Raw genomic sequence first — 24,328 nt, forward strand, 5'->3', positions numbered from 1 at the left:
CACGCACTCTGGACACCTCAATGTAAGGCACAAGAGCCGCGCGCCGCGCCAGCCGGCTCAGCGGCGGCCGCGGCGGGTCGTCCGCAGGGCCAGGATGCCGAGCAGCAGCGAGAGCGCCATCATCGCCGCGATCACGACTGCCATCGGCACAGCCGTGTCCTCTCCCGCCAACCCCACGAGCGGTGACGCCACAGCACCGATGACGAACTGCGATGTTCCCATGATTGCTGAGCCCGCACCGCGAGCGTGATCGGCGCGGGCAAGGCCCAAAGCGCTGGCATTGGACATCGTGAATCCGAGTCCGAGAGTGAGCAGAAACGCACAGGCCACGAACCCCGGGATCGTGAGGGTACCGGTCAGCGTGAGTGCCAGCAGAAGCGCAGCGGCGCCGGTCGTGGCGCCGAGGCCAACGCCCAGCATCCGTCTCGGCCCGAACCGCACCGCGACCCGGGCGTTCACGATGTTCGAGAGGATGACGCCGCTGGCTGCAACCGCGAACGAGATCGAGTACACCGTCGGCGACATCCCGAGCACGACCTGGCCCACGAACGGCGACGCCGACACGTACGCCATGATCGCGCCGAACGTGAGCGCGTAGGCACCCGTATAGAGGGGAAAAGCGCGGTCGGCGAGCAATCCGCGGAAGGCGCCGAGCGTCTGCGACATCCCGGCAGTATGGCGATGCTCGATGGAGAGGGATTCCGGAACCACGGCCAGCGACACGACCAGCATCACCACCGCGACGACCGCGAGCGCCGCCATCACGCCGCGCCAGCCGACGACCTCGCTCAGCAGACCGCCGATCGGTGGTGCGACCAGCGGCGCAACCCCGACAACGACCACGATGAGGCTGAGAGCGCGCACCGCAGTCTCTTTGGGGCTGAGATCGACAGCGACGGTGCGCCCCAACACCATCCCCGCAGACCCCGAGAAACCCTGCACGAATCGCAGGATGACGAACACGGCGATCGTCGGGGCAAACACCAGCGCAATGCTGGACAGAGCGAAGATCACTCCGCCGACGACGAGGACGGGGCGTCGCCCGACGCGATCGGACCAGGGACCGAGTACGAGTTGACCCACCGCGACACCCACGAGGAATGAGGTGAGCGTCAGTTGCACGGCCGCGGCGTCAACGCCGAGGTCGCCCGCGATGTCGGTGAAGGATGCGAGGTACATGTCGGTCGCGAACGGACCGACAGCGGAGACGAAGCCGAGAGCTGCGATCAGCCCCGGCGACAGCCTCCGCGAGGAACTCACTCGCCTCGAGAGATGGCAACCATCTCGTCGCGAGGCACCACCTTGATACGGGCACGCCCCTCAGGCTCACCCAGACCGATCTCGTGCTGATCGAGACGGTGCCAGCCTTCCAGGTCGGTCCAGGCGACACCGCGCTCGGCCAGGAGTGCGGGGATCGCCGCCTCCGACGGGTCCTCAGGCTGCCACCACGAACCCTGATCGTTGATGAGGTGGCGCACGGTCTCCATCGCGTCGGACTTGGTGTGACCGATCAGGCCGACCGGGCCACGCTTGATCCATCCGGTCGCGTACAGCCCAGGTGCGCGCTCATTGGAATCGGCGCGCAGAACCTGGCCCTCGTGGTTGGGGATCACACCGTGCCGTTCATCGAACGGCACCTCGGGAAGCGGTGATCCGAAGTAGCCGACGGCACGGTAGACGGCCTGGACGGGAACCTCGCGGAACTCACCGGTTCCGGCGACACCACCCTGCCCGTCGGGGCGCGTGCGCTCGTACACGAAGCCCGACACGTGGCCGCGGTCATCGACCTTCACCTCGACGGGCCGAGCCCAGAAGTGCAGGTGCAGGCGACGGGATGCCGTCCCGCCCGCGTTGTTCACACCGGGCCGGGTCCGCCATTCCTGCAGCACGCGGTCGATGACCTTGACCTGCTTGTTGCTCTCGATCGCCGTCCGGGATGCCTCGTCGTAGTCGAAGTCCTCGTCGTAGACGACCATGTCGACATCCCGCAGTTCACCGAGCTCGCGCAGCTCGAGCGGCGTGAACTTGACCTGCGCGGGCCCGCGACGGCCGAAGACGTGGACGTCGGTCACGGGCGAGGCCTTGAGCCCCTCATAGACGTTCGCGGGAATCTCGGTGGGCAGCAGATCATCGGCGTGCTTGGCGAGGATGCGGGTGATGTCGAGCGCGACGTTGCCGTTGCCGACGACGGCTACCGACTGCGCGGTCAGCGGCCAGGTGCGGGGCACGTCGGGGTGCCCGTCGAACCAGCTCACGAAGTCGGCAGCACCGTAGGACCCCTCGGCGTCGATTCCCGGGATGTCGAGGGTCGCGTCGCGGACAGCGCCGGTGGCGAAGATGACGGCGTTGTAGTGGCGCTTGAGGTCGTCGAGGGTGATGTCGCGACCGAACTCGACGTTGCCGAAGATGCGGATGTCGCCCCTGTCGAGCACTTCGCGCAGGGCCGTGATGACGCCCTTGATGCGAGGGTGATCGGGAGCTACACCGTATCGGACGAGGCCGTACGGCGCAGGCAGCTGCTCGAACAGGTCGATCGACACGTCGAACGCGCGCTCCGCCTTCAGCAGGATGTCAGCAGCGTAGATGCCCGCCGGGCCTGCGCCGACGATGGCCAACCTCAGAGTGGTCATGTGTTCCTTTCGGGACGCGAGAGCACGGTGATTCGGCGCAAGAGCGCCGGGACGGCCTCAGCTCGAGCGGTCGGCGACGGCCTGCGCAAACCTCGTGAGGGCTTCGCGGACCGGGCCGTCAGGGATGGGATCGAGTGCCGCGATCGCATCACGCGACCAAGCGTTGGCGAGTTCCACAGTCTCGCGCGTTGACCTGTCAGAGCGAAGCATCGCAAGAGGCTCGTCCAGCAACGCGGGGTCCTCGCCGTCAGCGATCCGGGCGACGCCCTCGTCGATCCGGTCACGAAGAGCGCGAGCCTCGGGGTCGTCACGGCGCGCGAGAAGCAGATAGGGCATCGTCGGGACGCCAGCGCGGAGGTCCGTCCCCGGCACCTTGCCGGTCTCATCGGGATCTGCCGAGAGATCGATGACGTCATCCAGCAGCTGGAAAGCAACGCCGGCCGCCTCACCGAAGGTTCGCACCGGCTCTTCGTACTCGGTGGGAGCGTTGCTGAAGATGATGCCGGACTGCGCTGCCGCGGCGATGAGCGATCCGGTCTTGTCTGCGAGAACCTGCAGGTAGAACGCGACGCGGTCATCAGCATCCGTCGGCCCGACAGTCTCGTGCATCTGACCGAGGACGAGCCGCTCGAAGGTGTTCGCCTGCAGTCGGATCGCTCCCTCTCCCAGCCGCGCCATGATCTGGCTCGCACGAGCGAAGAGGAGGTCGCCGGTCAGGATGGCGATGTTGTTGCCCCACACCGAGTGAGCGCTCGGCACCCCGCGACGCTTGTCGGCATCATCCATCACGTCGTCGTGGTAAAGCGAACCGAGGTGGGTGAGCTCGAGCGCCGTGGCAGCTTCGACAACGTCCTCCGTGACGCCGTCACCGAGGTGTGCGGTCAGCAGAGCAAGCATCGGACGCACCCGCTTGCCGCCGGCATCGAACAGGTACCGGCTTGTCGCATCAGCCAGCGCGTCCGAGATGTGAAGCTCCCGCTCGAGATTTGCATCGACCCGATCCAGCCCGGCTTCGACACCGTCGATGAGACGGCGCGCACGAGGGCCCGCGAAGATCCGTTCCGCGAGACCCAGCTGGCTCGCTATTCGGGAACTTGACGCGGAGGGGGTCACACCACAAGCCTACCGGGGCTGGGAGCCACCATCCCCGACGGGCTTGCGCGCCCGGTGCAGCGCCACGACGCCGAGCGTCAGGTTTCGCCACGCCACATCCGTCCATCCCGCAGCCCGAATGCGCCCCGCAAGGGCCGGTTGATCCGACCACGCGCGGATTGATTCGTTGAGGTAGTCGTACGCGTCGCCGTTCGAACTGACCAGCCGCGCGACCGGGGGGAGGATGCGGTCGTTGTAGAACCGATACAGAGCGGAGATAGCCGGAGAGGTCGGGTGCGAGAACTCGCAGATCACCAGTCGCCCACCCGGTTTGGTCACCCGCAGCATTTCGCGCAGGCCGGCGTCGGCATCCTGGACGTTCCGAAGTCCGAACGAGATCGTGACGGCGTCGAACTCTTCGTCCTCGAACGGCAGTGCCGTTGCGTCTGCTTCCACGAAGCTCACGCCAGAGACCCCGGCGTGGCGACGGCGCCCCTCGGCGATCATGCCCGGGGAGAAGTCAGCGGCGACGACGTCGGCGCCCGTGCGCGCGATCGCGACGCTCGAGGTGCCGGTCCCTGCCGCGAGATCGAGGATGCGCTGCCCCGGGCGCGGTGACAGCGCGCGGGTCGTCGCACGTCGCCACAGACGGTCGTTACCGACGCTCAGGATGGTGTTCGTCCGGTCGTAGCCTGCCGCGACCTCGTCGAACATTCCGCTGACGCGGGCCGGGTCCTTCTGGAGATCTGCGCGATGGGACTGGGTCACGCGTCGAGTCTAGGACGCCACGTGAGGGGCGAGTCCGGGGCGTTTCGACTCGCTGCGCTCGCTCAACGATCAAGACCCTGGGGGGCCAGTCCACGGGCGGCGAGGCGCTTAAGCCAGGCATCCGCCGTGGCGTCGTTGAAGGGAGCCTCCGCGGCGCGCACCCGCCGTTCCAGGTCGACAGCCAACGTTTCGAGCCGCTCGACCACCTCGCGCGGGTAGCCGTAGTGGACGCGGTGCTCGTCCCACTCGTCGCGGTCGTCGATCCAGATCCCGCGCTCGTCGAGGGCTCGCACGACATCTAGATCCATGTCGATGCCCTCCGCGACGCCGGGAGCGCTCTGCGACCAGCCGATGTCCCAGCCGAGGTCGATATAGATGCGGGTCCGCGACGGTGCTGCGTTCACCGTCATCGCGTACTCGCCGCTCGGGGGCATGAGGGTGACGTTGGGGCCGGCGGTCACGACGTTCCGGCCGGGACGGATGCTGCGCCATCCCGCCGGCTGCCCGAACCACTCGCCCCAGCTGTCGTGGCCGAGATAGACGCAGTCGTGCACCCAATGGACGCCGTCGTCCCACTTGCGCCACCGGAACTGGGTAACAGTGCCGGGCACCGGGCGCCCGAGTCGATCCGCATCCACGCCGGAAGTCTAGGCTGGTGAGGTGACCCGCACTCCCCGTCTCCCACCGCTGGTGGTCGAGACCAGGGACATCGAACCGGTCGACGACCTGCTGTCGCTGACCGATCCGCATAATCCGCTGGCGTGGTTGCGTCGGGGTGAGGGCATCGTCGGCTCCGGCGCGGCGGTCGTAACGATCGGCGGGCCGGGTTCGCCCCCGCTGTCCCGGCCGATTGCCGCAATCTGGCGCGACCTGGCGGCAAACGCTCGAGTGTCCGATCCCGTGCAACTGCCCGGCACCGGGCTGGTCGCGTTCGGCGCGCTCGGGTTCGACCCGGCCTCGACGGCGCCGCCGTTCCTGGTCGTTCCGCAGACGATCACCGGCGTGCACGACGGACGGGCGTGGGTCACAACGATCCGTCACGAGAGCGATCCTGAGCCGCCGCAGCCTACGTCCGTTCCCCACGGCCCCCACTGGTCCGCAACGCTCGGACCCGGCTCGCTCGACCCCGACGGTTACCAACACGCTGTGCGCTCCGGGATCGAGGCGATCACGGCGGGCGAGGTCGAGAAGGTCGTTCTCGCACGGGACCTCGTCGGGACGATTCCGGCGGGCGCAGATCTGCGTCGGCTGGTGCGCGCACTTGCCACGAGCTACCCCGACACCTGGACCTTCGCCGTCGACGGCCTCATCGGCGCGAGCCCCGAAACCCTCATCACGGTCGACCGGGGCAGCGTGACGGCGCGCGTGCTCGCGGGAACCACGGCGCGCGGCGCGGATGCCGACGAGGATGCCGCCGCGGCGCACGCACTCGAGGCCAGCCGCAAAGACCTCGACGAGCACCGGTTCGCGGTCACGAGCGTGGTTGACGCACTGGCACCGCTCACCCGTGACCTCGTCGCTCCCGGCGAGCCGCACCTGCTCGAGCTTCCGAATCTCTGGCACCTTGCCACCGACGTCTCGGGTCGGCTATCGAACGGGGCTTCCGCGCTCGACCTCGTCACGGTGCTGCATCCGACGGCTGCGGTCGCGGGCACCCCGACGGATGCCGCACTCGACGTCATCCGTCGACTCGAGCCGTTCGACAGGGGCCGGTACGCCGGACCCGTCGGCTGGATCGACGCCAACGGCGACGGCGAGTGGGCGATCGCCCTGCGCTGCGCCCAGATCGGCGCCGAGCCGCAGCGGGACGCCGCCAGATACAGCGACACGATTCCGGTCATCGCGCACGCTGGCGCCGGCATCGTGGCAGCAAGCGACCCCGAGGCCGAGCTTCTCGAGACGCGCGTGAAGTTCCGGCCCATCGTCGACGCCCTCGCCTGAGCCCTGCGGGCGGACTCAGCCCAACTGCAGGATCCAGGTCGCGACGAGGAAGTAGATGATGAGGCTCGTCGCGTCGCAGAACGTCGAGATGAACGGCGTGCTGAACACCGCCGGATCTGCCCGCACCGCCATCGCAAGGATCGGCATGAGACCACCCACCGTCGCTGCGAGCGTGCAGATGAACAGCAGCGTCAGGCCGATCACGGCCCCCAGGGCGAGATCGAACACGAGGCTCGCCAAAGCGAAGCCGAGGATGCCCAGAAGGCCACCGAGAAACGCCCCGACGCGCACCTCGCGCCACATCACCGTGAGCGCGTCGCGTTTTCGCACCTCCCCCATCGCGAGGGCGCGGGTGACGGTGGTCGCCGCCTGCGAACCGGTGTTACCCGCTGTGCCGGTCAGCAGCGGAATGAACAGGGCGAGGGTCACGACCTGCTCGAGTGTTGCCTCGAAGATCCCGAGCACCTGAACCGTGAGCAGCGCCGAGACGGCGAGCACCAGGAGCCACACCACACGGGCGCGCACAATCCGCAGCACGGGCGTTGTGAGGTAGGGGCGGCCCAGCGGCTCCGAGGCGCCCTGGCGGGCGGCATCCGTGTCTTCAGCCTGCTCCAGGATGCGAGCTGCGTCATCAACGGTGAGGATGCCGAGCAGGCGGTCTTCGCTGTCGACGATCGGCATGGCGAGCAGTCCGGAGTCGACCAGCGATCGCGCGGCGGTCTCTGCGGCATCCGTTGCCCGAGCAGTCCGCGCCTCGGTCATGAGCTCCTCGACCGTGACGTCGGAGCGCCCCATCACGAGCTCCCGCAAACCGACGACGCCCAGCAAGCGACGGTGCGGTGAGGTCACCGGGAGCATGTAGACGGTCTCGGCATCCACACCGCGGTGACGCACGTGGCTGAGCGCGTCCCCGACCGTGAGCTGGGGCGAAAGCCGGACATACTCCGTGCTCATGAAGCGGCCCACGCTGTTCTTCGGGTACCCGAGCATCGGGGCCGTCAGCTCGCGCTCGGCGGGTGAGAGGCCCCGCATGAGCTGCCGTGCGACGCCCGCCGGGAGTTCGTCGATCAGCTGCGCACGATCGTCGGGGTCGAGTTCCTCGAAGACCTTCGCGACGTCGTCCTCCCGCAGGCCGCCGATGAGCTCAGCCCGCATCCCCGGATCGAGCAGTTCGAAGGCCTCGAGCGCCTGGTCGCGGCGCAGCAGTCGATACAGCACCGCGCGGTCGCGCGCATCCTCCCGCTCCAGGAGCTGAGCGATATCGGCGGCATCCTGCTCGGCCAGCAACTCGCGCAGCTCATCGAGCCGGCGGTCCCGCAGAAGCGGAGTCACTGTCTCGAGGAATCCCTCAAACTCGTCATCCATGGAGCGCATCCTTGCAGACGGTGGGGGCGCGTCAGTTAACACTCACCGCGCGGTCGACGGGGAGGACAACTCGGCTAAACCAAGGACAACTCGGCTGAACCAAGGACAACTCGGCTGAACCAAGGACAACTCGGCTGAACCAGGGACAACTCGGCTGAGGGGAGGACAACTCGGCGGAGGGGGTCAGGTTGCGGCGAGGCGTTCGCGTTCGAGGGCGACGTCGTAGCTGGCGGTGGGCCACTGGGGATCAATGTTCTCCAGCGCTTCCAGAAGCAGGTGCTGGATCGCCAGTCGGGCGTACCACTTGCGATTGGCGGGCACCACGTACCACGGTGCATGCTCGGTGGACGTCCGCTCGAAGACCGTCTGATACGCGGCCATGTAGTGCGGCCAGCGCATCCGCTCGTCGACATCACTGGGCGTGAACTTCCAGTGCTTCTCGGGGCGATCCAAGCGCTCCATGAGCCGCGCCTTCTGCTCGGCGTACGAGATGTGCAGCATGACCTTGATGATCCGCGTTCCGGATGCCGCGACCTGACGCTCGAACTCGTTGATCGCTCCATACCTGCGCTCGATCTCATCGGCATCCGCGAGCTCCCGGACCCGTCCGATCAGAACGTCCTCGTAGTGCGACCGGTCGAACACACCGATCCGGCCGGCGGCCGGCAGCTTGCGCTGGATGCGCCACAGGAAGTCTTGCGAGCGCTCCTCCTCGGTCGGCGCGCCGAAGGATGCGAGCGAAACACCCTGCGGGTCGACCGAGCCGACGACGTGACGCACGATCCCGCCCTTGCCCGACGAGTCCATCCCTTGCAGGACAAGTAGCACCGAAGCGTCCGTGGCGCCCACCCGGCTCTGGGCGAAAAGCTTCTCTTGCAAGAGGTCGAGCTCCGCAACGCCCGCAGCAAGGTCCTGCGCTGCCTGCTGCTTGTCGCTGCCATAGCCGGGTGTCGAGCCGGGGTCGACCCCCGAAAGGACGAAGCCCTCCCGGACTCGCAGGAGTTCGGCAACGTCGCCGGTCCAATAGGTCTGACTTCTCGCGGTCACCCGTCCATCATGGACCCGGCCCGTCGCTCAGCGCGGGAGCGGCACTTCGATCAGTTGCGGGCCCACCACCGGCGAGGTGAGCGCTTGGTCGAGCGCGGCTCGGGTCTCGATGCGCGCATAGGTCCAGCCGTAGGCGGTCGCCAGCGCCTCGAAATCGGCATCCTGGGGTGTGTAGAGCACGCGATCGCGCTGCTGCGAGGAGCCGAGCGCGGCGACCTCAAGGCCGTCGAAGATCGTGCCGCCGGAATCGTTCCCGACGATCACCTGGATCCGCGGCGCCGTCTCCCCCGGCGCGAGCAACAGGGCTCCGACGTCGTGCAGCAAGGCCAGATCACCCAGCAGCACGCGGGTCACTCCTGCAGCACCCTCGGCCTGGCTCGCGATGGCGACCCCGAAGGCCGTCGCCACTGTTCCGTCGATTCCAGCCAAACCCCGATTGGCGTGCACGGTCACCTTCTTGCCCGGCAGCACGGCGTCGGCCACCCGAACCAGGCGCGAAGAGCCGAACACGAGCCGGTCGTGTGGCCACGTCGCCCGCCACGCCGCATCGACGAGAGCCACGCGGTCGAGCTTCTCTCGCAGCACCGCAAGCTCCGCCGAGATCGCCCCCAGCCGCGTCTGCGGGTCGGCCGACGCGAGCGCCTCACCGTCGGGAGCCGGCACTGACAGGTCGACGGATGCCGCACGCGAGGCCCGCATCCATTCTCCGAGCCATGCGCGATCAGCCGCGATCGCCTCTGTCGTCGACGCGGCGGTTGGGGCCGGGGCCACGGCTGCAACGGCGACTGTCGCGCCGTTGAGGTTGACCGTCTCTCCGGGACCGCGCAGCGCAATCACCTCGACGTCGTCGCGGGAGAGAAGCGCGCTGGTCTCGCGCGCGAGCGTGGGGTGACCCAGCACGACGACGCGCTCGATCGGGTCGCTGAGCTCCGGCCGACGCAGCAGCTCCCGGTAGGAATGGACGAGTTGACGGCCGAAACGGGCGCCACTGACGATCTCAGCGACAAGCGGCCATCCGCCCTCCCACGCCAGCGCCTCGGCGCGTGGCCCCGCTCCTTCGCCTGCCAGAACGATCGTCCGGATGCCGCGAGGCAGCACGAGCGGCTCCTCGTCGGCTGCGAGAGCCTCGTCGGCATCACCGATGCCGCCCCCGCCCTGATACAGCGCGCCCGACTGGTCGTTCTCGAGCGGCGCATCGACCGTGTGGGCTCCCTCTCCGGCATCCGCGCCCCACCACGGCGGGAGCGATCCGGCCAGCGGCTCGCGAAACGGCAGGTTGAGATGGACGGGACCGGCCGGACGCACCGCGTCACCGAGCGCCGCGCTCACTGCCTGGTCGGCGATATCGCGCAGCATCACGGATTGGTCGCCCTCACCGGTGTCGTCGATCTCGGTCGGCGTCGGCACGTCGAGCTCGAACCGCGTGTTGGGGGCGAAGATGCCAGGTTGACGCGTCGTCTGGTTCGCCCCGACTCCCCGCAGCTCCGGGGGTCGGTCGGCGGTCAGCAGAAGCAGGGGCACCCCGGAGTGGTGGGCCTCAAGGACGGCGGGCGCGAGGTTTGCCACCGCAGTGCCGGAGGTGCAGACGATAGCTGCCGGCATCCGTGTCTCGCGACCGATTCCCAGGGCGGTGAACCCGGCGACCCGCTCGTCGATGCGCACGTGCAACCGCAGGAGGCCCCGTTCCTCGGCGTCGGCAACGGCGAGCGCCAGAGCCTGCGAGCGCGAACCCGGGCTGAGAACGACATCGCGCACTCCCCGCGCGATCAGCTGATCGAGCAGGGCCGCTGCAGCATCCGTCGCGGGCGAACGGGTGCCCCCACCGACCAGGTCGCTCACGGGATGCCCGTCAGGCGGCGCCGCGAGACCCGCGGGGCTCGTCGTCGTCATCGCGGGGCGCGGATGCCGCTTCGTGATCGGTCACGGTGTCAGCATCCGTCGGACCGTCCAACGCATCTTCGGCATCCAGCAGTGCGAGCTCTTCCTCGAGCCGGCGAATTCGTTCGTCTTGATCCGAGATCGTGCCGATGCGGCCCAGGAACTCGGGGTCATCATCCGGGGCGCGCGTGGCGTGAACCGCGGACCGTCGTGCGCGACCGACCAGCAACCACAGCACCCCGCCGATCACGGGAAGCACGAGGACGATGACGATCCACAGCGGCTTGCTCACGCCGCGGTGCCGCGTCGGCGGCTGCACAGCGCAATCGACGATGGTGTAGACCCAGAACGCGGTCGCCACCAACGCCAGAATCAACAGCACGCGGGGCACACCTCCATCCTAGGTCGGTTCGACACGCCGGGGCTGGTTGCGGGCGCTGACCGGGGCGGACGGCGGCAGGGCGCCCGACGCCTACGATGGAGGGGTGAACGCGCGCTCCTTCTGGCTCTATACGGTGCTGCGCATCCTGTTCTTCCTCGTCCCGTTCGGCATCCTGATGCTGTTGCCCATCGGCCGCGAGTTCTACTGGCTGTCGGCGATCTTCGCCGCGCTCATCGGACTGAGCCTCTCGGTGATCTTCCTGCGCCGCCCCCTCGATGAGGTGTCGGCATCGCTTGCCGAGCGCAGGGCGCGCCGTACTGACCCGACCGACGAGCAGGTTGAGGATGCCACCCTCGAAGACGCACCGGCTGCCGACGAAGCACCCGCGCCGTCAGCCGGCGAAGGCCCAGAAGAGGAAAGCTCCGAAAGCGAGCGACGTTCCTGACGTCAACGCCAGGGCGATGACGAGCTCGCGCGGCTGCCGGTAGGTCCACACGATGAGGATCGCGGGAAGCGCGAGCAGCAACGCCATCGCGGTCAACCACGCGATCGGGTAGAAGACCGCAAGGTAGCCCGCGATCCCGAACGGGACCAGCACGAACACGGTGTACAGCACCTGCGTGGCGCGGCGCCCGATCAGAACACTGAGCGTGCGCTTACCGGCGACGCGATCCTGATCGATGTCGCGCAGGTTGTTTGCGAGCAGCACGGCGCACGCGAGCAGGCCCGCCCCGACCGCACCGAACCAGGCCTCCTGCGGCAGCGCGAACACCTGCACCCACGTCGTGCCGAGCGTTGCTACGAGGCCGAAGAAGACGAACACGAACAGTTCACCGAGGCCCGCATAGCCATAGGGGCGCTTGCCGCCCGTGTAGAACCAAGCAGCGAGGATGCAGGCGGTACCGACCGCGAGGAACCACCACTGTTCGGTGCGGATCGTGATGGCGAGGCCCGCAAGACCGGCAATCGCGAAGTACACGAGCGCGACGATCAGCACCGTCCGGGGCTTCGCCTTGCCGGCTCCGGTCAGGCGAGCCGGCCCCACCCGGTAGGCATCCGTGCCGCGCACGCCATCGCTGTAGTCATTGGCGTAGTTCACCCCGATCTGCAGGCTCACCGACACCACGAGGCACGCCAGAGCGATGACCCAGTGCATCGGACGCTCGATCAGAAGTGCTGCTCCTGTGCCGATGAGGATCGGGGTGACTGCCAGCGGGAGCGTCCGCAGGCGGGCTGCACCGATCCAGTCACGCAGCGTCGCAGGCTTGGGGGCGGCGACGGGCGAACGGTGGTCGCGACGAGCGTGATTGGTCGAACCCGGATGCGGCTTCGTGCGAGACCGCGAGCGCTTCTTCTTGGAGGGTGCTGCCACGGGGAGCAATCCTAGAGCGTCGTGATCTGCTCGCGGAGCCGGACGCGGTCAGGCTTGCCCGAGGGCAGGAGCGGCATCCGTTCGACCCTGACGATGGCGCGGGGCCGCGCCGGGGCACCGATCTCGCACTCCACCCGCGTGCGTGCCTCGGCGAGCGCGTCATCCACGGCCGCGCCGCTCCCTTCGACGACGATGACGGAGGCCTGTCCCCAGCGGGCATCCGTCACGGGAACCACCACCGCAGCTTCGAGTCCCGGGACTGTGCGCACGACGCGCTCCACGCGGTCGAGCGACACGTTGATGCCACCGCTGACAATGACGTTGTCGCGGCGCCCGGTCACCCGGAGGGTGCCGTCGAACGTGCCCGTATCGCCGGTGCGGTACCAGCGGGTGCCGTCGGCATCCGTGACGAAGGCCTTCGCGGTTCGCTCGTCATCGTCGAGGTACCCGGACGCGAGAACCGGTCCCGCGATCTGCACCTCGCCGCCCTCGACACGTATGCTCACTCCGGCCAGCGGCACGCCGTCGTACACACATCCGCCGCTGGTCTCGCTGGAGCCGTACGTGCGCACGATCCGGATGCCGAGAGCGGCGCTACGCTGCAACTCCGCCGCTGGCAGCGCTTGGCCGCCGACGAGGATCGCTTCGAACCCGCGCAGGCAGTCTGCGACCGCGGGATCGCGGGCTGCGGCATCCAGGAGCCGGGTGAGTTGGGCGGGCACGAGCGACGTGTACCGGGGAGCGTCGAGTCCCGCGGCGGCCTCGAAGAACTGCTCGGGCGTGAACGAGGCAGGGATGACGGCCGGGTCGGTCCCCGCCAGGATGCTGCGCACGAGCACCTGGAGACCGGCGACATACGTCGGTTCGAGCGCGAGCACCCAGGACCCGGACCCGATCCGTTCTGCCGTCGCTGTGGCGCTGGCGCGCAGCGCGCCGATCGGAAGCACGACCGACTTGGGGTAGCCCGACGAGCCGGAGGTCTCGACGATCACCGCCGGCTCGAGATCTGACCCCGGAACCTCGGCGAGCGCGTCGCGCACTGTTTCCACGAGCGCCTGCGCGTCCCGATTGCAGGAGGAACTCAGCCGGATGAGCCGCCAGGGCGTCGGCTGCGGCGTGTCATCCTGCAATCGGTTCGTCACGACGGCGGTCCGGGCCCGGGTTCAGTAGTGCCAGGGATACGGCGACCAGTCGGGGTCACGCTTCTGCAGGAACGCGTCCTTGCCCTCGACGGCCTCATCGGTGCCGTATGCGAGCCGGGTCGCTTCCCCCGCGAACACCTGCTGGCCCACGAGCCCGTCATCGACGGCGTTGAACGCGAACTTCAGCATCCGGATCGCGGTCGGCGACTTGGTGAGGATCGTGCGGGCCATCGCGATGGCCTCGCGCTCGAGCTGCGCATGCTCGACGACGCGGTTGACCGCGCCCATCTCGTACGCCCGCTGCGCCGCGTACTCCTCCGCGAGGAAGAACACCTCGCGCGCGAACTTCTGGCCGATCTGGCGGGCGAAGTACGCCGAGCCGTAGCCCGCGTCGAAGGAGCCGACGTCGGCATCCGTCTGTTTGAACCTGCCGTGCTCGCGGCTCGCGATCGACAGGTCGCACACGACGTGCAGCGAGTGTCCGCCGCCCGCAGCCCAGCCCGGGATCACCGCGATCACGACCTTCGGCATGAACCGGATGAGCCGTTGCACCTCAAGGATGTGCAGGCGCCCCGAGCGGGCCGGGTCCGGTGCCGTCGCGTCGTCGGCCGCATAGGTGTAGCCATCGCGACCACGGATGCGCTGGTCGCCGCCGGAGCAGAACGCCCAGCCGCCGTCCTTCGGACTCGGGCCGTTGCCGGTCAGGAGCACGACGCCGATCTTCGAGTCCTGCCGTGCGATGTCGAGGGCGCGGTACAGCTCGTCGACGGTGTGTGGGCGGAACGCGTTGCGAACCTCGGGCCGGTCGAACGCGATCCGGGCGATCCGGCCGTCCGGCGAGACGTGGGAGGTGATGTCGGTGTACCCCTCAGCACCGGGGGCAAGAACCCAGGCATCCGGATCGAACAGCTCGGAAACGCTCACGGCACCAGCCTACGCGGGCGCTTAGCCCGTCTGGCGGGCCACACCTTCACGCGAGTTGTCCCTCCTTCACGCGAGTTGTCCTTGCCCGGCGCGAGTTGTCCTTGCCTAGCGCAAGGGACAACTCGACGCAGCAAGGGACAACTCAGCACAACGAAGGACAACTCGGCGGGGAGAGGGACAACTCGGCGGGAGGAAGGACAACTCGGCGGAGAGAGGGACAACTCGGCGCGGGTAGCCTGGAGGAGAGGACAGGGAGATATACGGATGCAGATCAGGACATCGTCGGACTGGCGGGACGCGCTCCCGTTCGAGACCCCCGTCCTGGCCTCCGAGGCGATGCCCGGTGAGGCGAGTCGCTGCGCCCGATGCCCTGCAGACGAGCCGCTGAAAGAGCGGACCGAGCTGTGGGCGGTCAAGCACCGGCACCCGAACAACCACGCCGGGTTCGTGCGCCTCTACTGCCTCGAACACCGCCCGGCCGTCGCACCGCTCCCTCCGGTCTCGGCTCCCCCGGCTGCCCGGGCACGCAAGAGCACGACGCCCCGCGCACCCCGTACATCCCGCCCAACGCCGTCGAAGCCCGAGCGGGTCGCAGCGGTGTGCCCGAACTGCTTCGTCGAGGTCCCGACGAGCGGCATCTGCGGTGTCTGCGGCGAATCGGTCAGCTGACCGGTCCGCGCGCGACCATCACGCCGCGTTCTTGGCGTCGCGCCACGCCACCCACTGCTTGACGGCGTCGAAGTTCCAGTCGGGGCCATCGATCCCCAGCGTGAACAGCCGCACTCCCGCGCCATAGAGCGCCTCGACCTCGTCGACGTTTCGCGCCCCGATCTCGTTCGAGACCACGAGGTTCGACAGGTCCCGCTCTTCCTTCTGCGCCCACCGCTCGAGAACGTCGAGCTTGCTGGTGACGGCATCCGGCTTCACGAAGCTGTGCCAGATGTCGGCGTGGCGGGCAACCAGACGCAGGGTCTTCTGTTCGCCCGCGCCGCCGATCATGACGGGGATCTTGCGCGTCGGCGCCGGATTGAGCTGCTCCCACCGGGCCTCGACCCGGCGGAGCCCTTCGGCCAGGTCATCCAGCCGAGAACCCGCGGTACCGAACTCATAGCCGTATTCGACGTAGTCCTTCTCGAACCACCCCGAGCCGGTGCCGAAGATGAACCGGCCGGCAGCGCCGCCCTTGGCGCTGATGTGGTCGACCGTCCGCGCCATATCTGCCTGCAGGTCGGCGTTGCGGTAGCTGTTGCAGTTGACAAGAGCGCCGAACTCGATGCGCTCGGTCTGCTCAGCCCACGCGCCGAGCATCGTCCACGACTCGAAGTGCGCGCCATCCGGGTCACCGCTGAGCGGGTAGAAATGATCCCAGTTGAAGGCGATGTCGACGCCGAAGTCCTCGAGCCAGAGCACTGCCTCACGGATCTGGGGATAGCTCACGTGCTGGGGGCGCACCTGCACGCCGAGTCGGACGAGAGTATCGAGAAGAACCATGTCTTCAGCCTACGGACGTCCACACCCCCAGGGCCCGCGCGCCGGGATGCCGAGCGGCAGTGCGGCGGGCAGGATGAGAGCATGGTCGCCGCCTTGCACCTGCCGTCACTCCCGCCCCTGGACGAACTCCTCGAGAGCGCCCACGTTGTCGCACTACCGCTCGCAACACGGTTCCGCGGCATCGAGCACCGAGAAGCGATGCTGCTGCGCGGGCCCGCGGGATGGACGGAGTTCTCACCGTTCCTCGAGTACGACGACGCCGAGGCGAGCACCTGGCTTGCCGCAGCCATCGACTTCGGCTGGCACAGCACCCCCGCGGCCCGTCGCAGCGAGATCCGCGTGAACGCGACAGTTCCCGCGGTTGCACCGGATGCCGTATCCGACGTGCTCGCCCGTTTCGATGGATGCCGCACGGTGAAGGTCAAGGTGGCAGAGTCCGGCGGGACACTCGCCGATGATGTGGCCCGCGTGCGAGCGGTCCGGGAGGCCATGGGGCCGCTCGGCCGCATCCGGGTCGACGCAAACGGAGCGTGGAACCTGGACGAGGCGGAGCACGCGGTGCGTGCGCTCGCCGAGTTCGATCTGGAGTACGTCGAACAACCCTGCGGAAGCCTGGAGGAGCTCCGGGAGCTGCGGCGCCGCATCCGGTACATGGGTGTTCCGGTTGCCGCCGACGAGAGTGTACGCAAGGCCGAAGACCCGCTCGCTGTGGCACGTTCCGGCGCCGCAGATCTGCTGGTGATCAAGGCGCAGCCCCTGGGCGGCGTCCACCGGGCCCTCGCGATCGTCGCCGAGGCGGGGCTGCCCGTCGTCGTCTCGAGCGCGCTTGACACTTCGGTGGGGCTGGCAATGGGCGCTGCGCTGGCCGCGGCCCTTCCCGATCTCGACTACGACTGCGGCCTGGGCACCGCTTCTTTGCTGGCTGCCGACGTCACGACGCAGCCGGTGCGGCCGGAGCACGGCACCATTCCTGTTCGCAGACCCGCGGTCGACGAGTCAGCGCTTGAATTCCAGGCAGCACCGCCGGACCGCAGACGGTGGTGGCGCGAGCGACTAACCAGGTGCCACGCCCTCCTGGCGGTGTCCCAGGGCTGAAACGGTCGCGCTGGGCCTAGCGCGCGATCAGGATGCCGCGTCGACGAGCGCGAGCGCGAGCTGTTGCGTCTGCGACTCTGCGCGTCGACGCAGCCCGTCGTCATCGATCCGCTCGATCGCTGCCGTGATGAGCGCGTCTTCCCAGACTGTCAAGACGAGGCGAGCTACGTCGCGGGCTGGGAGGCGCAGCCGCAGACCGTAGGAGGTGACAAGCGATTCGATCATCCGCTGCACCCGATCGATGAGGCTCGAAGCCCACGCAAGGTACGCCCGCGCCGTCTCGTCGTCGCGCATCGCGCGCAACCGGATCTCGCTCATGAGGACGACATCGAGGAGCCCTTCGACGGTGCCATCGAGCACGCTCTGCACCAGCTCGTTGGGCGTCAACGCGGCATCCTGGGCACGCAAGCCGTCCACGCGTTCGGAGACAGCTTCAAGCTTGCGGTCGGTCACCGCGCGCACCAGCTCGAAGAACAGCTCTTCCTTTGTGGAGAAGTTGGAATAGAACGCACCGCGCGTGTATCCGGCACGTTCGCAGATCGCCTCGACCGAGGCTCCGTCGAGCCCGACTTCGGCAAACACCTCGTAGGCGGCGCGCATCAGCCGCGCTTTAGTGCGCTCGCGACCACGCGCCCCGTCAGGGGTGATGCCGTCGATCGCCTGCAGCACATACCGGGTGGCGTCAGCGTCATCTGCCGACATCACGCCCTCCCCTCACCGGTGTTCACACCGCGCCTTCAGCCTGCTGGTCTCAGCAATCGTCTACGATACACATGCGTATCGGATACACCGGTGTATCGAGACTCCCCTTGACGACTCCCGGAGGAAGACCCGTGTCCACCGTTCTCTATGCCCTCGGACGATGGGCGTATCGGCACCCGTGGCGGGTGCTCGCGTCTTGGCTTCTCGTGCTGGTCCTCGCGGGCGGCGGAGCTGTGCTCTTCCAGCAGGGCACCGACAACACCTTCTCGATTCCCGGAACCGAGTCACAGGCGGGCCTCGAGGAGCTGCAGCGGACCTTTCCTGAAGTCTCGGGAACCAGTGCGCAGTTCATCGTCGTCGCCCCCGAGGGCATGACTGTTGAGGACGCACCGTTCCCCGAAGACATCGCCCAGACGATCGACGAGATCGAGGGCATTGACGGGGTCCTCGCCGTCAGCGACCCGTACGACGAGTCGATTTCGGGCCTGATCTCCGACGGTGGGTCGGCGGTCCTTGTGCGCTTCCAGTTCGAAGGGCAGGCCTCGTCGGTCTCGTCCGAAACGAAGGATGAGCTTTTCGAGATCACCGATGCCCTGCAGGCCGAGCTTCCCGCCGGAACGACGGTGGCGCTCGGCGGAGACCTCTTCTCCCAGTCACTGCCGACGCTGTCGATCGTCGAACTGTTCGGCGTGGTCCTCGCTCTGGCGGTTCTCATCGTGACGTTCCGATCGTTCGTCGTCGCGGGCCTCCCTCTCATCACTGCCCTCGTCGGCGTCGGCCTGTCGATGGCGCTCATCTTCATCTCGACGGCCTTTGCGACGATCTCGTCGACGACGCCGATGCTCGCGCTCATGCTGGGGCTCGCAGTCGGCATCGACTACGCGCTGTTCATCATCTCCCGCCAGCAGGATGCCGTCCGTGACGGCGTCGACCCCGAAGAGGCTGCAGCCCGAGCGACAGGAACGGCCGGCTCCGCTGTCGTGTTCGCCGGCGCGACAGTGCTGATCGCGCTCATCGGCCTCTCTTTTGCCAACATCCCCTTCCTCACCACCATGGGGATCGCCGCATCGGTCGCGGTCGCCATCGCCGTTGCCATTGCCGTGACCCTCACGCCCGCCTTCCTCGGCTTCGTCAAAGGCCGGGTTGCCGGATGGCCCCGACGCCGAAAGGTCACCAGACGACGGCGTGGCACATCTGCACGCGAGGATGCCGCGGCACTGGCTGAGGCCGCATCCGAGGCTGATGCCGAACCCGAGGCTGAGCCCGCACCTGCAACCGCACACCGCAAGAAGACGAACCCGTGGGTGAAGCTCGTGACCCGGCATCCGGTCGTCACCACGGTGTCGGTCGTGGCGCTTCTCGGGGCGCTCGCGATCCCCGCCGGCAGCCTCGCGTTGGCTCTTCCCAACGCCGGGATGCTGCCCGAAGACAACGAGGCAAGGCAGAGCTACGACCTCGTGGCCGAGCACTTCGGGGCCGGAGCCAACGGGCCGCTCATCATGACTGGCACGATCGTCACCTCGACCGATCCGCTGACTCTGATGCAGGACCTCGGCGATGACATCGCGACGATACCCGGCGTGAAAGAGGTAGCACTCGCAACCCCCAACCGCACGGCCGATACCGGAATCGTGCAGATCGTGCCCGAGACCGCACCGGATGACCCCGCCACGGCCGAACTCGTGCGCGAACTGCGCTCACAACACGACAGGCTTCTCGACGAGTACGGCGTCGACCTCAAAGTGACCGGCTTCACCGCCGTCGCCATCGACATCTCCGACAGGCTGGGCGGCGCACTCCTGCCGTTCGGCATCTTCGTGGTCGGGCTTTCGCTCGTGCTGCTCACGATCGTCTTCCGATCCATCTGGGTTCCCCTCAAGGCAGCCGCCGGTTACCTCCTCTCGGTCGCCGCAGCGTTCGGGATCGTCGCCCTCGTCTTCGAGTGGGGAGTGGTCGCCGACATGCTCCACGTGTCCAAGACCGGACCCGTCATCAGCTTCATGCCGATCATCCTCATGGGAGTCCTCTTCGGCCTCGCGATGGACTACGAGGTCTTCCTGGTCTCACGGATGCGCGAGGACTACGTCCACCTGCGGCGCGCCCGCGGGGGCCGCGCCGACCGCGCGACGGCAATCAGCGCTGTCCGGTCGGGGTTCACGGCATCCGCCCGCGTCGTGACCGCAGCCGCGGTCATCATGTTTGCGGTGTTCGCGGCGTTCGTTCCGGAGGGTGACATCAACATCAAACCCATCGCGCTGGGACTTGCGGCGGGCATCGCGATCGACGCGTTCCTCGTGCGAATGACGCTGGTTCCCGCCGTGATGACTCTTCTGGGTCAGCACGCGTGGTGGATGCCGCGGTGGATGCACCGTGTGCTGCCGCACTTCGACGTCGAGGGCGAAGCCGTGGAGCGAGAGCTCTCGCTCAAGGACTGGCCTAAGTCCGACCGCATCGCAGCCGTGGCCGCCGAGGATCTCGATCTGCTGGCCTACGGGTCGGCGCACGGCGGTGATGTCGACGTATTCGCCGGGGTGACAACCAGCGTCGAGTTCGGCGACACGGTCATCGTCACCGGCGACCCGCGCGCCTCACGCGCCCTGCTGTTGACGATCGCCGGCCGCCTCGCCCCGACCGGCGGCCGCCTGCGAGTTGCCGGGCACCTGCTTCCCGAGCGTGCCGCATGGGTGCGTTCACAGGTCGGAGTTGCACTCCTCGCGGATGCCGACGATCCCCTCGCGGAGCTCGCGCGCGCCCTGCGCGGATCCGCGCTGATCGTCGTCATCGATGGTCTCGGCCGACTCGAAGGCCAAGCTACGCGAGATCAGGCTGCGGCGCTCCTGCGTGATGCGGCAGTCGCACGTCGCGAGCGTTTCGATGACGCGCACTCGCCACTCACGATCCTGGCCTCGACCCAGCATGAGGGCTCGGCGCTCAGCCTCATGGCCGACGCCCACCGTGCGGGCGTGCACTCACTGGCGCTTCCCACACGTCTTCACACACCCGTTCCCGCTTCCGCTGAGGAGCACGCATGAGCATTTCTGTCGAACGAGCTCGCACCCGCCGGCCCATCACGTGGCTGACGATCCTTGGCGTCATCCTGCTGCCCGCCGTCATCGGCGGCATCCTGGTGGTCGCCCTGTACAACCCCGCGTCGCGGCTTGACACGATGAACGCCGCGATTGTGAACAACGATCAGGCTGTCACGATCGATGGTCAGTACGTCCCACTCGGACGCCAGCTCACAGCCGGCCTCGTGGAAGGCTCCGGGGATAGCGAGAGCAACCTGACCTGGACGATCTCGAACGCCGTCGACGCGGCCACGGGCCTCGCCGACGGCACCTACGCCGCAGTCGTGACGATTCCCGAGAATTTCTCGGCCGCAGCGACATCGACCCGCCCCGGCGAAACTCCGGAGCGCGCCACCATCGAGGTCACGACGCCGCCCGACAGCCTCATCGTCGACGACGCCATTACCGCTCAGATCACCTCGACCGCGGCAACGCTGACCGGCGAGCAGATCTCGACCGCCTACCTCGAGAACGTGTTCCTCGGCTTCACGACCCTCGGTGACCAGCTCGGCGAGGCAGCCGATGGCGCCGACCAGCTCGCCGACGGGATGAAGCAATCGGCTGACGGGTCGGCCGAACTTGCGAGCGGGCTGCAGGACGCTGCATCGGGAGCTTCGCAACTCTCCGCCGGAACGAGCCGACTCAGTGGCGGCCTGACCGCCTGGTCAGCCGGGGCGACGAACGCCGCGAACGGCCTGGACTCGTGGGCCGCGGGAGCCGGAGCCGTAGCCAGCGGTTCACAGCAGGTCACCGACGGCCTGAATCAGCTGGCGGCGCAGACCGCCCAAATTCCAACCCTCCCGCAAGACGTTGTCGATGCCGCATACGAGCTCGCTGCCAACAGCGAGCAGATCAGCGCCTCGGTGAATGGAGCTGTCGACGACCTCAACCAGCTCGTCGCGACGTGTACGGATCTTGGCCTCCCGGGCCCGGTCTGTCAGACACTCACCCAGATCGCCGATGAGGCCAACGCCGCGTTGCCTGCGGTCAACGACATTCTCGACAACGCCGATACGATCGCTGCCGGGGTCGACGACCTGTCAACGCTCGGACCCGACCTGACAGCCGGCGTGACTCAACTCGCGGGCGGGAGCTCACAGGTCACTTCCGGCATCACGGGACTGGCCGGTGGTGCGAACGAGGCGGCCGCGGGCGTCCATCAGCTCGCAGCGAGCGCAAACGACCTCGCTGCCGGCAGCGCACAGCTCGCGTCGGGCGCATCGGGTCTCGCCACCGGTGTCGGTGACGCCGCTACCGGTGCCACGACCCTGAGCGACGGGCTGAGACAGCTCGCCGATGGCACGACCTCCCTCGCGGATGGGCTCCACACGGCGGTCGAGCAGCTCCCGTCGTATACGGATGCCGAGGCCGCGAGCCTCGCGGAGGTCGTGGCCGATCCCGTGGCGGCGGAAGGTGTCGGCTCCGACCTGTTCGGCGCGTCAGCGATTCCGCTGTTGACCGCGCTCGCCCTGTGGTTCGGCGCACTTGGTTCGTTCGTCGTGCTCCGGGCCTTCCCGGCTCGCACGCTCGCCTCCCGGTCGCCGTCCGTGCTGCTCGCCCTGCGCTCGCTGGCCCCCGCCGCGGCGATCGGCGCCGTCCAGGGTCTGCTCGTGGCTGGGATCGTCCAGATCTCTGCTGGCTATGACTGGGGAGACTGGTCGATCTTCGCCGGGGTCAGCATCCTGGCCGGTATCGCGTTCGCTGCAGTGAACCAGGCACTCGTTGCCGTCTTCGGTGGCGCCGGCCGCTGGGCGGCCGCCCTGATCGGCGTACTCGCCGTTGCAACCGGAATTGTGTCCACGGTTCCCGGTGTGCTGACGGCGATCGACGCGGTCATGCCGGTCTCGCCCGCGTACAACGCGATGCTCGGCGCCCTGACCGGGTCGGGCGGCGTCAGCGCGGGGATCGCGGGTCTCCTGATCTGGAGCGGCCTCGCCTTCATCGCGACCATCCTCGCGGTGGCCGCGAAGCGGACGACCACGGCCCGCGCCATCCTCGCCGCCCCCGCCACAAACTAGCCGCGCTGACGCGCACATCCCCTTCGGTCGCGCCCTCGCGCGGGTCTCACGACCCCACACCCACGTCAAGGCGCGACCGAAGGATGACGAGCCGTGTGCACGCCGCAGCATCCGTCGCGCCCTCGCACCCGTACCGAGCAGCTCAGTCGCGCCTTGGTGTGGGTCTTCCCCGCCTCCACCCGCATCTAGGCGCGACCGAGATCTTTCGTCAGACCCAGAGCGTCCCTGAAGAGCAGCTCAGTCGCGCCTTGGTGTGGGTATGGGTGCCTGCAGCCCGCAGGAAGGCGCGACCGAAAGATGGGGCCAGACGCGGAACCGGCCCGGATGACGAGAGCCGGCCAAAGCCTCAGCTGAGGCCGCTGTAGGCGTGCAGTCCCTTGAAGAACATGTTCACGATCGTGAAGTTGAAGATCACTGCCGCGAATCCGACGATCGACAGCCACGCTGAGCGGGCGCCGCGCCACCCGCGCGTCGCCCGGGCGTGGATGTAACCGGCGTAGAGGACCCAGATCACGAAGGTCCAGACTTCCTTCGTGTCAAAGCCCCAGTAGCGGCCCCACGCGTCGTTGGCCCAGATCGATCCGGCGATCAGCGTGAAGGTCCAGAAGACGAAGCCCATGATCGCAAAGCGGTAGGCCAGCGATTCGAGTGCTTCCGCGCCGGGAAGGGTACGCAGGAAGCCCGGGCCGGATCGCATCGTCGCACCGGTGCCGACGGCGGCAATCGCCCGCTGTTCGCGGCGCGCCTGCATGAGCTGGAGCACCGACAGGCCGAACGCGATAGCGAACAGCGCGGTAGCCAGCGAGGCGACGAACACGTGGATGACGAGCCAGACGCTCTTGAGCGGGTCGGCCAGCGGCACGACCTCGACATAGAACGTGAACGGCAGCGAGGCGCCGCCGAGCATGAGGACGACCATGCCTGTGATGAGCGATCCGAGGAAACGGAGGTCGTAGCGGAAGAGCACCCCGAGGTAGACGGCGACGATCAGCACCGTGCCCGTGAGGGCGAACTCGTACATGTTCGACCAGGGCACGTGACCGGCGACGATGCCGCGCGTGATGACGCCCCCGAGGTGGAAGAGGAAGGCGAGCCACGTCAGGCTCGTGCCGATACGCGCCCACAGTAGACGCGTGCGGCGACCGGGCGCAGCGTTGAGGTTCTCTTCGGCAGCCCGACCCTCGGCGCGAAGCTCCTCGACAGCGGATGCAGGACCCGCCGCGCCATCGACGGATGCCGCTCCTGCACCGACCGACACGAGCTCCCGCTGAGCGGAGCGGTCGACCGCTACCGCCGAACGGCGTGAGAGGTCGACGACGTAGGCGATGAACGCGAGTGCGTAGATCGCGATGGCGGTCCACACCAGCAGAAACGAGACCGACTCGAGGGACAGCGCGGAATCGACGGGCATGG

General features: G+C 68.1%; 21 protein-coding genes. 6 read left to right on the forward strand and 15 right to left on the reverse strand.

The window, feature by feature from the left end:
• Positions 1 to 57 precede the first annotated feature (57 nt).
• From MICSW_RS12545 to MICSW_RS12565, 5 genes are all read right to left on the reverse strand, one after another.
• Complete coding sequence (locus MICSW_RS12545; RefSeq protein WP_228177886.1) at positions 58 to 1,260, reverse strand: multidrug effflux MFS transporter; 1,203 nt, start codon at positions 1,258 to 1,260, stop codon at positions 58 to 60.
• Positions 1,257 to 2,630: an FAD-dependent oxidoreductase gene (locus MICSW_RS12550; RefSeq protein ID WP_228177885.1), complete on the reverse strand. Its 1,374-nt coding sequence runs from the start codon at positions 2,628 to 2,630 to the stop codon at positions 1,257 to 1,259. Before MICSW_RS12550 ends, MICSW_RS12545 begins: the two co-directional genes overlap by 4 nt.
• Positions 2,631 to 2,687: 57 nt before the next feature.
• Positions 2,688 to 3,743, reverse strand: coding sequence for a polyprenyl synthetase family protein (locus MICSW_RS12555; RefSeq protein WP_292727030.1), 1,056 nt, complete (start codon positions 3,741 to 3,743; stop codon positions 2,688 to 2,690).
• A 9-nt stretch (positions 3,744 to 3,752) separates the two neighbouring features.
• Positions 3,753 to 4,490 (reverse strand): demethylmenaquinone methyltransferase, encoded by a 738-nt coding sequence (locus MICSW_RS12560; protein ID WP_228177883.1) that lies wholly within the window; start codon positions 4,488 to 4,490, stop codon positions 3,753 to 3,755.
• A 62-nt stretch (positions 4,491 to 4,552) separates the two neighbouring features.
• Positions 4,553 to 5,128 carry a DUF402 domain-containing protein gene (locus MICSW_RS12565; RefSeq protein ID WP_464496118.1) on the reverse strand — a complete coding sequence of 192 codons (576 nt, stop codon included), beginning with the start codon at positions 5,126 to 5,128 and terminating at the stop codon, positions 4,553 to 4,555.
• 22 nt (positions 5,129 to 5,150) lie between these two features.
• Here MICSW_RS12565 and MICSW_RS12570 point away from each other — a divergent pair, with 22 nt between their 5' ends.
• The gene (locus tag MICSW_RS12570; RefSeq protein ID WP_464496120.1) at positions 5,151 to 6,431 is read left to right on the forward strand and encodes an isochorismate synthase; all 1,281 of its coding nucleotides are present in this window, start codon (positions 5,151 to 5,153) and stop codon (positions 6,429 to 6,431) included.
• Between the two features lie 15 nt (positions 6,432 to 6,446).
• On the opposite strand, the gene mgtE is transcribed toward MICSW_RS12570, so the two are convergent.
• From mgtE to MICSW_RS12590, 4 genes are all read right to left on the reverse strand, one after another.
• Positions 6,447 to 7,796 (reverse strand): magnesium transporter, encoded by a 1,350-nt coding sequence (mgtE, locus tag MICSW_RS12575; RefSeq protein WP_375236610.1) that lies wholly within the window; start codon positions 7,794 to 7,796, stop codon positions 6,447 to 6,449.
• A gap of 183 nt (positions 7,797 to 7,979) precedes the next feature.
• On the reverse strand, positions 7,980 to 8,843 hold the full coding sequence (locus MICSW_RS12580; protein WP_464496123.1) for a polyphosphate kinase 2 family protein: 864 nt from the start codon (positions 8,841 to 8,843) through the stop codon (positions 7,980 to 7,982).
• 27 nt (positions 8,844 to 8,870) lie between these two features.
• A complete protein-coding gene (menD, locus tag MICSW_RS12585) occupies positions 8,871 to 10,733 on the reverse strand; it encodes a 2-succinyl-5-enolpyruvyl-6-hydroxy-3-cyclohexene-1-carboxylic-acid synthase (protein ID WP_464496126.1) in 1,863 nt (620 codons plus the stop codon).
• Complete coding sequence (locus MICSW_RS12590) at positions 10,693 to 11,112, reverse strand: PLD nuclease N-terminal domain-containing protein (RefSeq protein ID WP_228177877.1); 420 nt, start codon at positions 11,110 to 11,112, stop codon at positions 10,693 to 10,695. The genes menD and MICSW_RS12590 overlap by 41 nt, the downstream gene beginning before the upstream one ends.
• A gap of 94 nt (positions 11,113 to 11,206) precedes the next feature.
• On the opposite strand from MICSW_RS12590, the gene MICSW_RS12595 reads away from it, so the two are divergent.
• A complete protein-coding gene (locus tag MICSW_RS12595; RefSeq protein ID WP_228177876.1) occupies positions 11,207 to 11,548 on the forward strand; it encodes a DUF4229 domain-containing protein in 342 nt (113 codons plus the stop codon).
• On the opposite strand, the gene MICSW_RS12600 is transcribed toward MICSW_RS12595, so the two are convergent.
• The 3 genes from MICSW_RS12600 to MICSW_RS12610 are packed head-to-tail and all read right to left on the reverse strand — an operon-like array spanning position 11,495 to position 14,541.
• Complete coding sequence (locus MICSW_RS12600) at positions 11,495 to 12,475, reverse strand: 1,4-dihydroxy-2-naphthoate polyprenyltransferase (RefSeq protein ID WP_374198010.1); 981 nt, start codon at positions 12,473 to 12,475, stop codon at positions 11,495 to 11,497. The genes MICSW_RS12595 and MICSW_RS12600 overlap by 54 nt on opposite strands.
• 11 nt (positions 12,476 to 12,486) lie before the next feature.
• Entirely contained in the window at positions 12,487 to 13,617 is a 1,131-nt protein-coding gene (locus MICSW_RS12605; RefSeq protein WP_292735074.1) for an AMP-binding protein, read from the reverse strand.
• 21 nt (positions 13,618 to 13,638) lie between these two features.
• Entirely contained in the window at positions 13,639 to 14,541 is a 903-nt protein-coding gene (locus MICSW_RS12610; RefSeq protein WP_228177875.1) for a 1,4-dihydroxy-2-naphthoyl-CoA synthase, read from the reverse strand.
• A 264-nt stretch (positions 14,542 to 14,805) separates the two neighbouring features.
• On the opposite strand from MICSW_RS12610, the gene MICSW_RS12615 reads away from it, so the two are divergent.
• A complete protein-coding gene (locus MICSW_RS12615) occupies positions 14,806 to 15,210 on the forward strand; it encodes a glucose-6-phosphate dehydrogenase (RefSeq protein ID WP_347424111.1) in 405 nt (134 codons plus the stop codon).
• An 18-nt stretch (positions 15,211 to 15,228) separates the two neighbouring features.
• Here the strand turns inward: MICSW_RS12615 and MICSW_RS12620 are convergent, their stop codons facing one another.
• Complete coding sequence (locus MICSW_RS12620) at positions 15,229 to 16,032, reverse strand: LLM class F420-dependent oxidoreductase (protein ID WP_292730240.1); 804 nt, start codon at positions 16,030 to 16,032, stop codon at positions 15,229 to 15,231.
• 81 nt (positions 16,033 to 16,113) lie between these two features.
• Here MICSW_RS12620 and MICSW_RS12625 point away from each other — a divergent pair, with 81 nt between their 5' ends.
• On the forward strand, positions 16,114 to 17,127 hold the full coding sequence (locus MICSW_RS12625) for an o-succinylbenzoate synthase (RefSeq protein ID WP_464496135.1): 1,014 nt from the start codon (positions 16,114 to 16,116) through the stop codon (positions 17,125 to 17,127).
• 27 nt (positions 17,128 to 17,154) lie between these two features.
• On the opposite strand, the gene MICSW_RS12630 is transcribed toward MICSW_RS12625, so the two are convergent.
• On the reverse strand, positions 17,155 to 17,829 hold the full coding sequence (locus MICSW_RS12630; protein ID WP_464496138.1) for a TetR/AcrR family transcriptional regulator: 675 nt from the start codon (positions 17,827 to 17,829) through the stop codon (positions 17,155 to 17,157).
• Positions 17,830 to 17,960: 131 nt separating this feature from the next.
• On the opposite strand from MICSW_RS12630, the gene MICSW_RS12635 reads away from it, so the two are divergent.
• Together MICSW_RS12635 and MICSW_RS12640 are read left to right on the forward strand one after the other, a co-directional pair.
• Positions 17,961 to 20,861, forward strand: coding sequence for an MMPL family transporter (locus MICSW_RS12635; RefSeq protein WP_464496142.1), 2,901 nt, complete (start codon positions 17,961 to 17,963; stop codon positions 20,859 to 20,861).
• The gene (locus MICSW_RS12640; RefSeq protein WP_464496145.1) at positions 20,858 to 22,915 is read left to right on the forward strand and encodes a YhgE/Pip domain-containing protein; all 2,058 of its coding nucleotides are present in this window, start codon (positions 20,858 to 20,860) and stop codon (positions 22,913 to 22,915) included. Before MICSW_RS12635 ends, MICSW_RS12640 begins: the two co-directional genes overlap by 4 nt.
• A 346-nt stretch (positions 22,916 to 23,261) precedes the next feature.
• Here MICSW_RS12640 and ccsB read toward each other — a convergent pair whose 3' ends face one another.
• Complete coding sequence (ccsB, locus tag MICSW_RS12645; protein ID WP_347424115.1) at positions 23,262 to 24,326, reverse strand: c-type cytochrome biogenesis protein CcsB; 1,065 nt, start codon at positions 24,324 to 24,326, stop codon at positions 23,262 to 23,264.
• Positions 24,327 to 24,328: the final 2 nt, after the last annotated feature.

This window comes from Microbacterium sp. SW12 (genome assembly GCF_055391095.1).

Bases quoted from the DNA above. Each gene is read 5' to 3' on its own strand.
- mgtE (WP_375236610.1), bottom strand. From the start codon at position 7,796: ATGGATGACGAGTTTGAGGGATTCCTCGAGACAGTGACTCCGCTTCTG.
- menD (WP_464496126.1), bottom strand. From the start codon at position 10,733: ATGACGACGACGAGCCCCGCGGGTCTCGCGGCGCCGCCTGACGGGCAT.
- MICSW_RS12615 (WP_347424111.1), top strand. From the start codon at position 14,806: ATGCAGATCAGGACATCGTCGGACTGGCGGGACGCGCTCCCGTTCGAG.
- MICSW_RS12630 (WP_464496138.1), bottom strand. From the start codon at position 17,829: ATGTCGGCAGATGACGCTGACGCCACCCGGTATGTGCTGCAGGCGATC.
- ccsB (WP_347424115.1), bottom strand. From the start codon at position 24,326: ATGCCCGTCGATTCCGCGCTGTCCCTCGAGTCGGTCTCGTTTCTGCTG.
- MICSW_RS12640 (WP_464496145.1), top strand. From the start codon at position 20,858: ATGAGCATTTCTGTCGAACGAGCTCGCACCCGCCGGCCCATCACGTGG.
- MICSW_RS12620 (WP_292730240.1), bottom strand. From the start codon at position 16,032: ATGGTTCTTCTCGATACTCTCGTCCGACTCGGCGTGCAGGTGCGCCCC.
- MICSW_RS12550 (WP_228177885.1), bottom strand. From the start codon at position 2,630: ATGACCACTCTGAGGTTGGCCATCGTCGGCGCAGGCCCGGCGGGCATC.
- MICSW_RS12625 (WP_464496135.1), top strand. From the start codon at position 16,114: ATGGTCGCCGCCTTGCACCTGCCGTCACTCCCGCCCCTGGACGAACTC.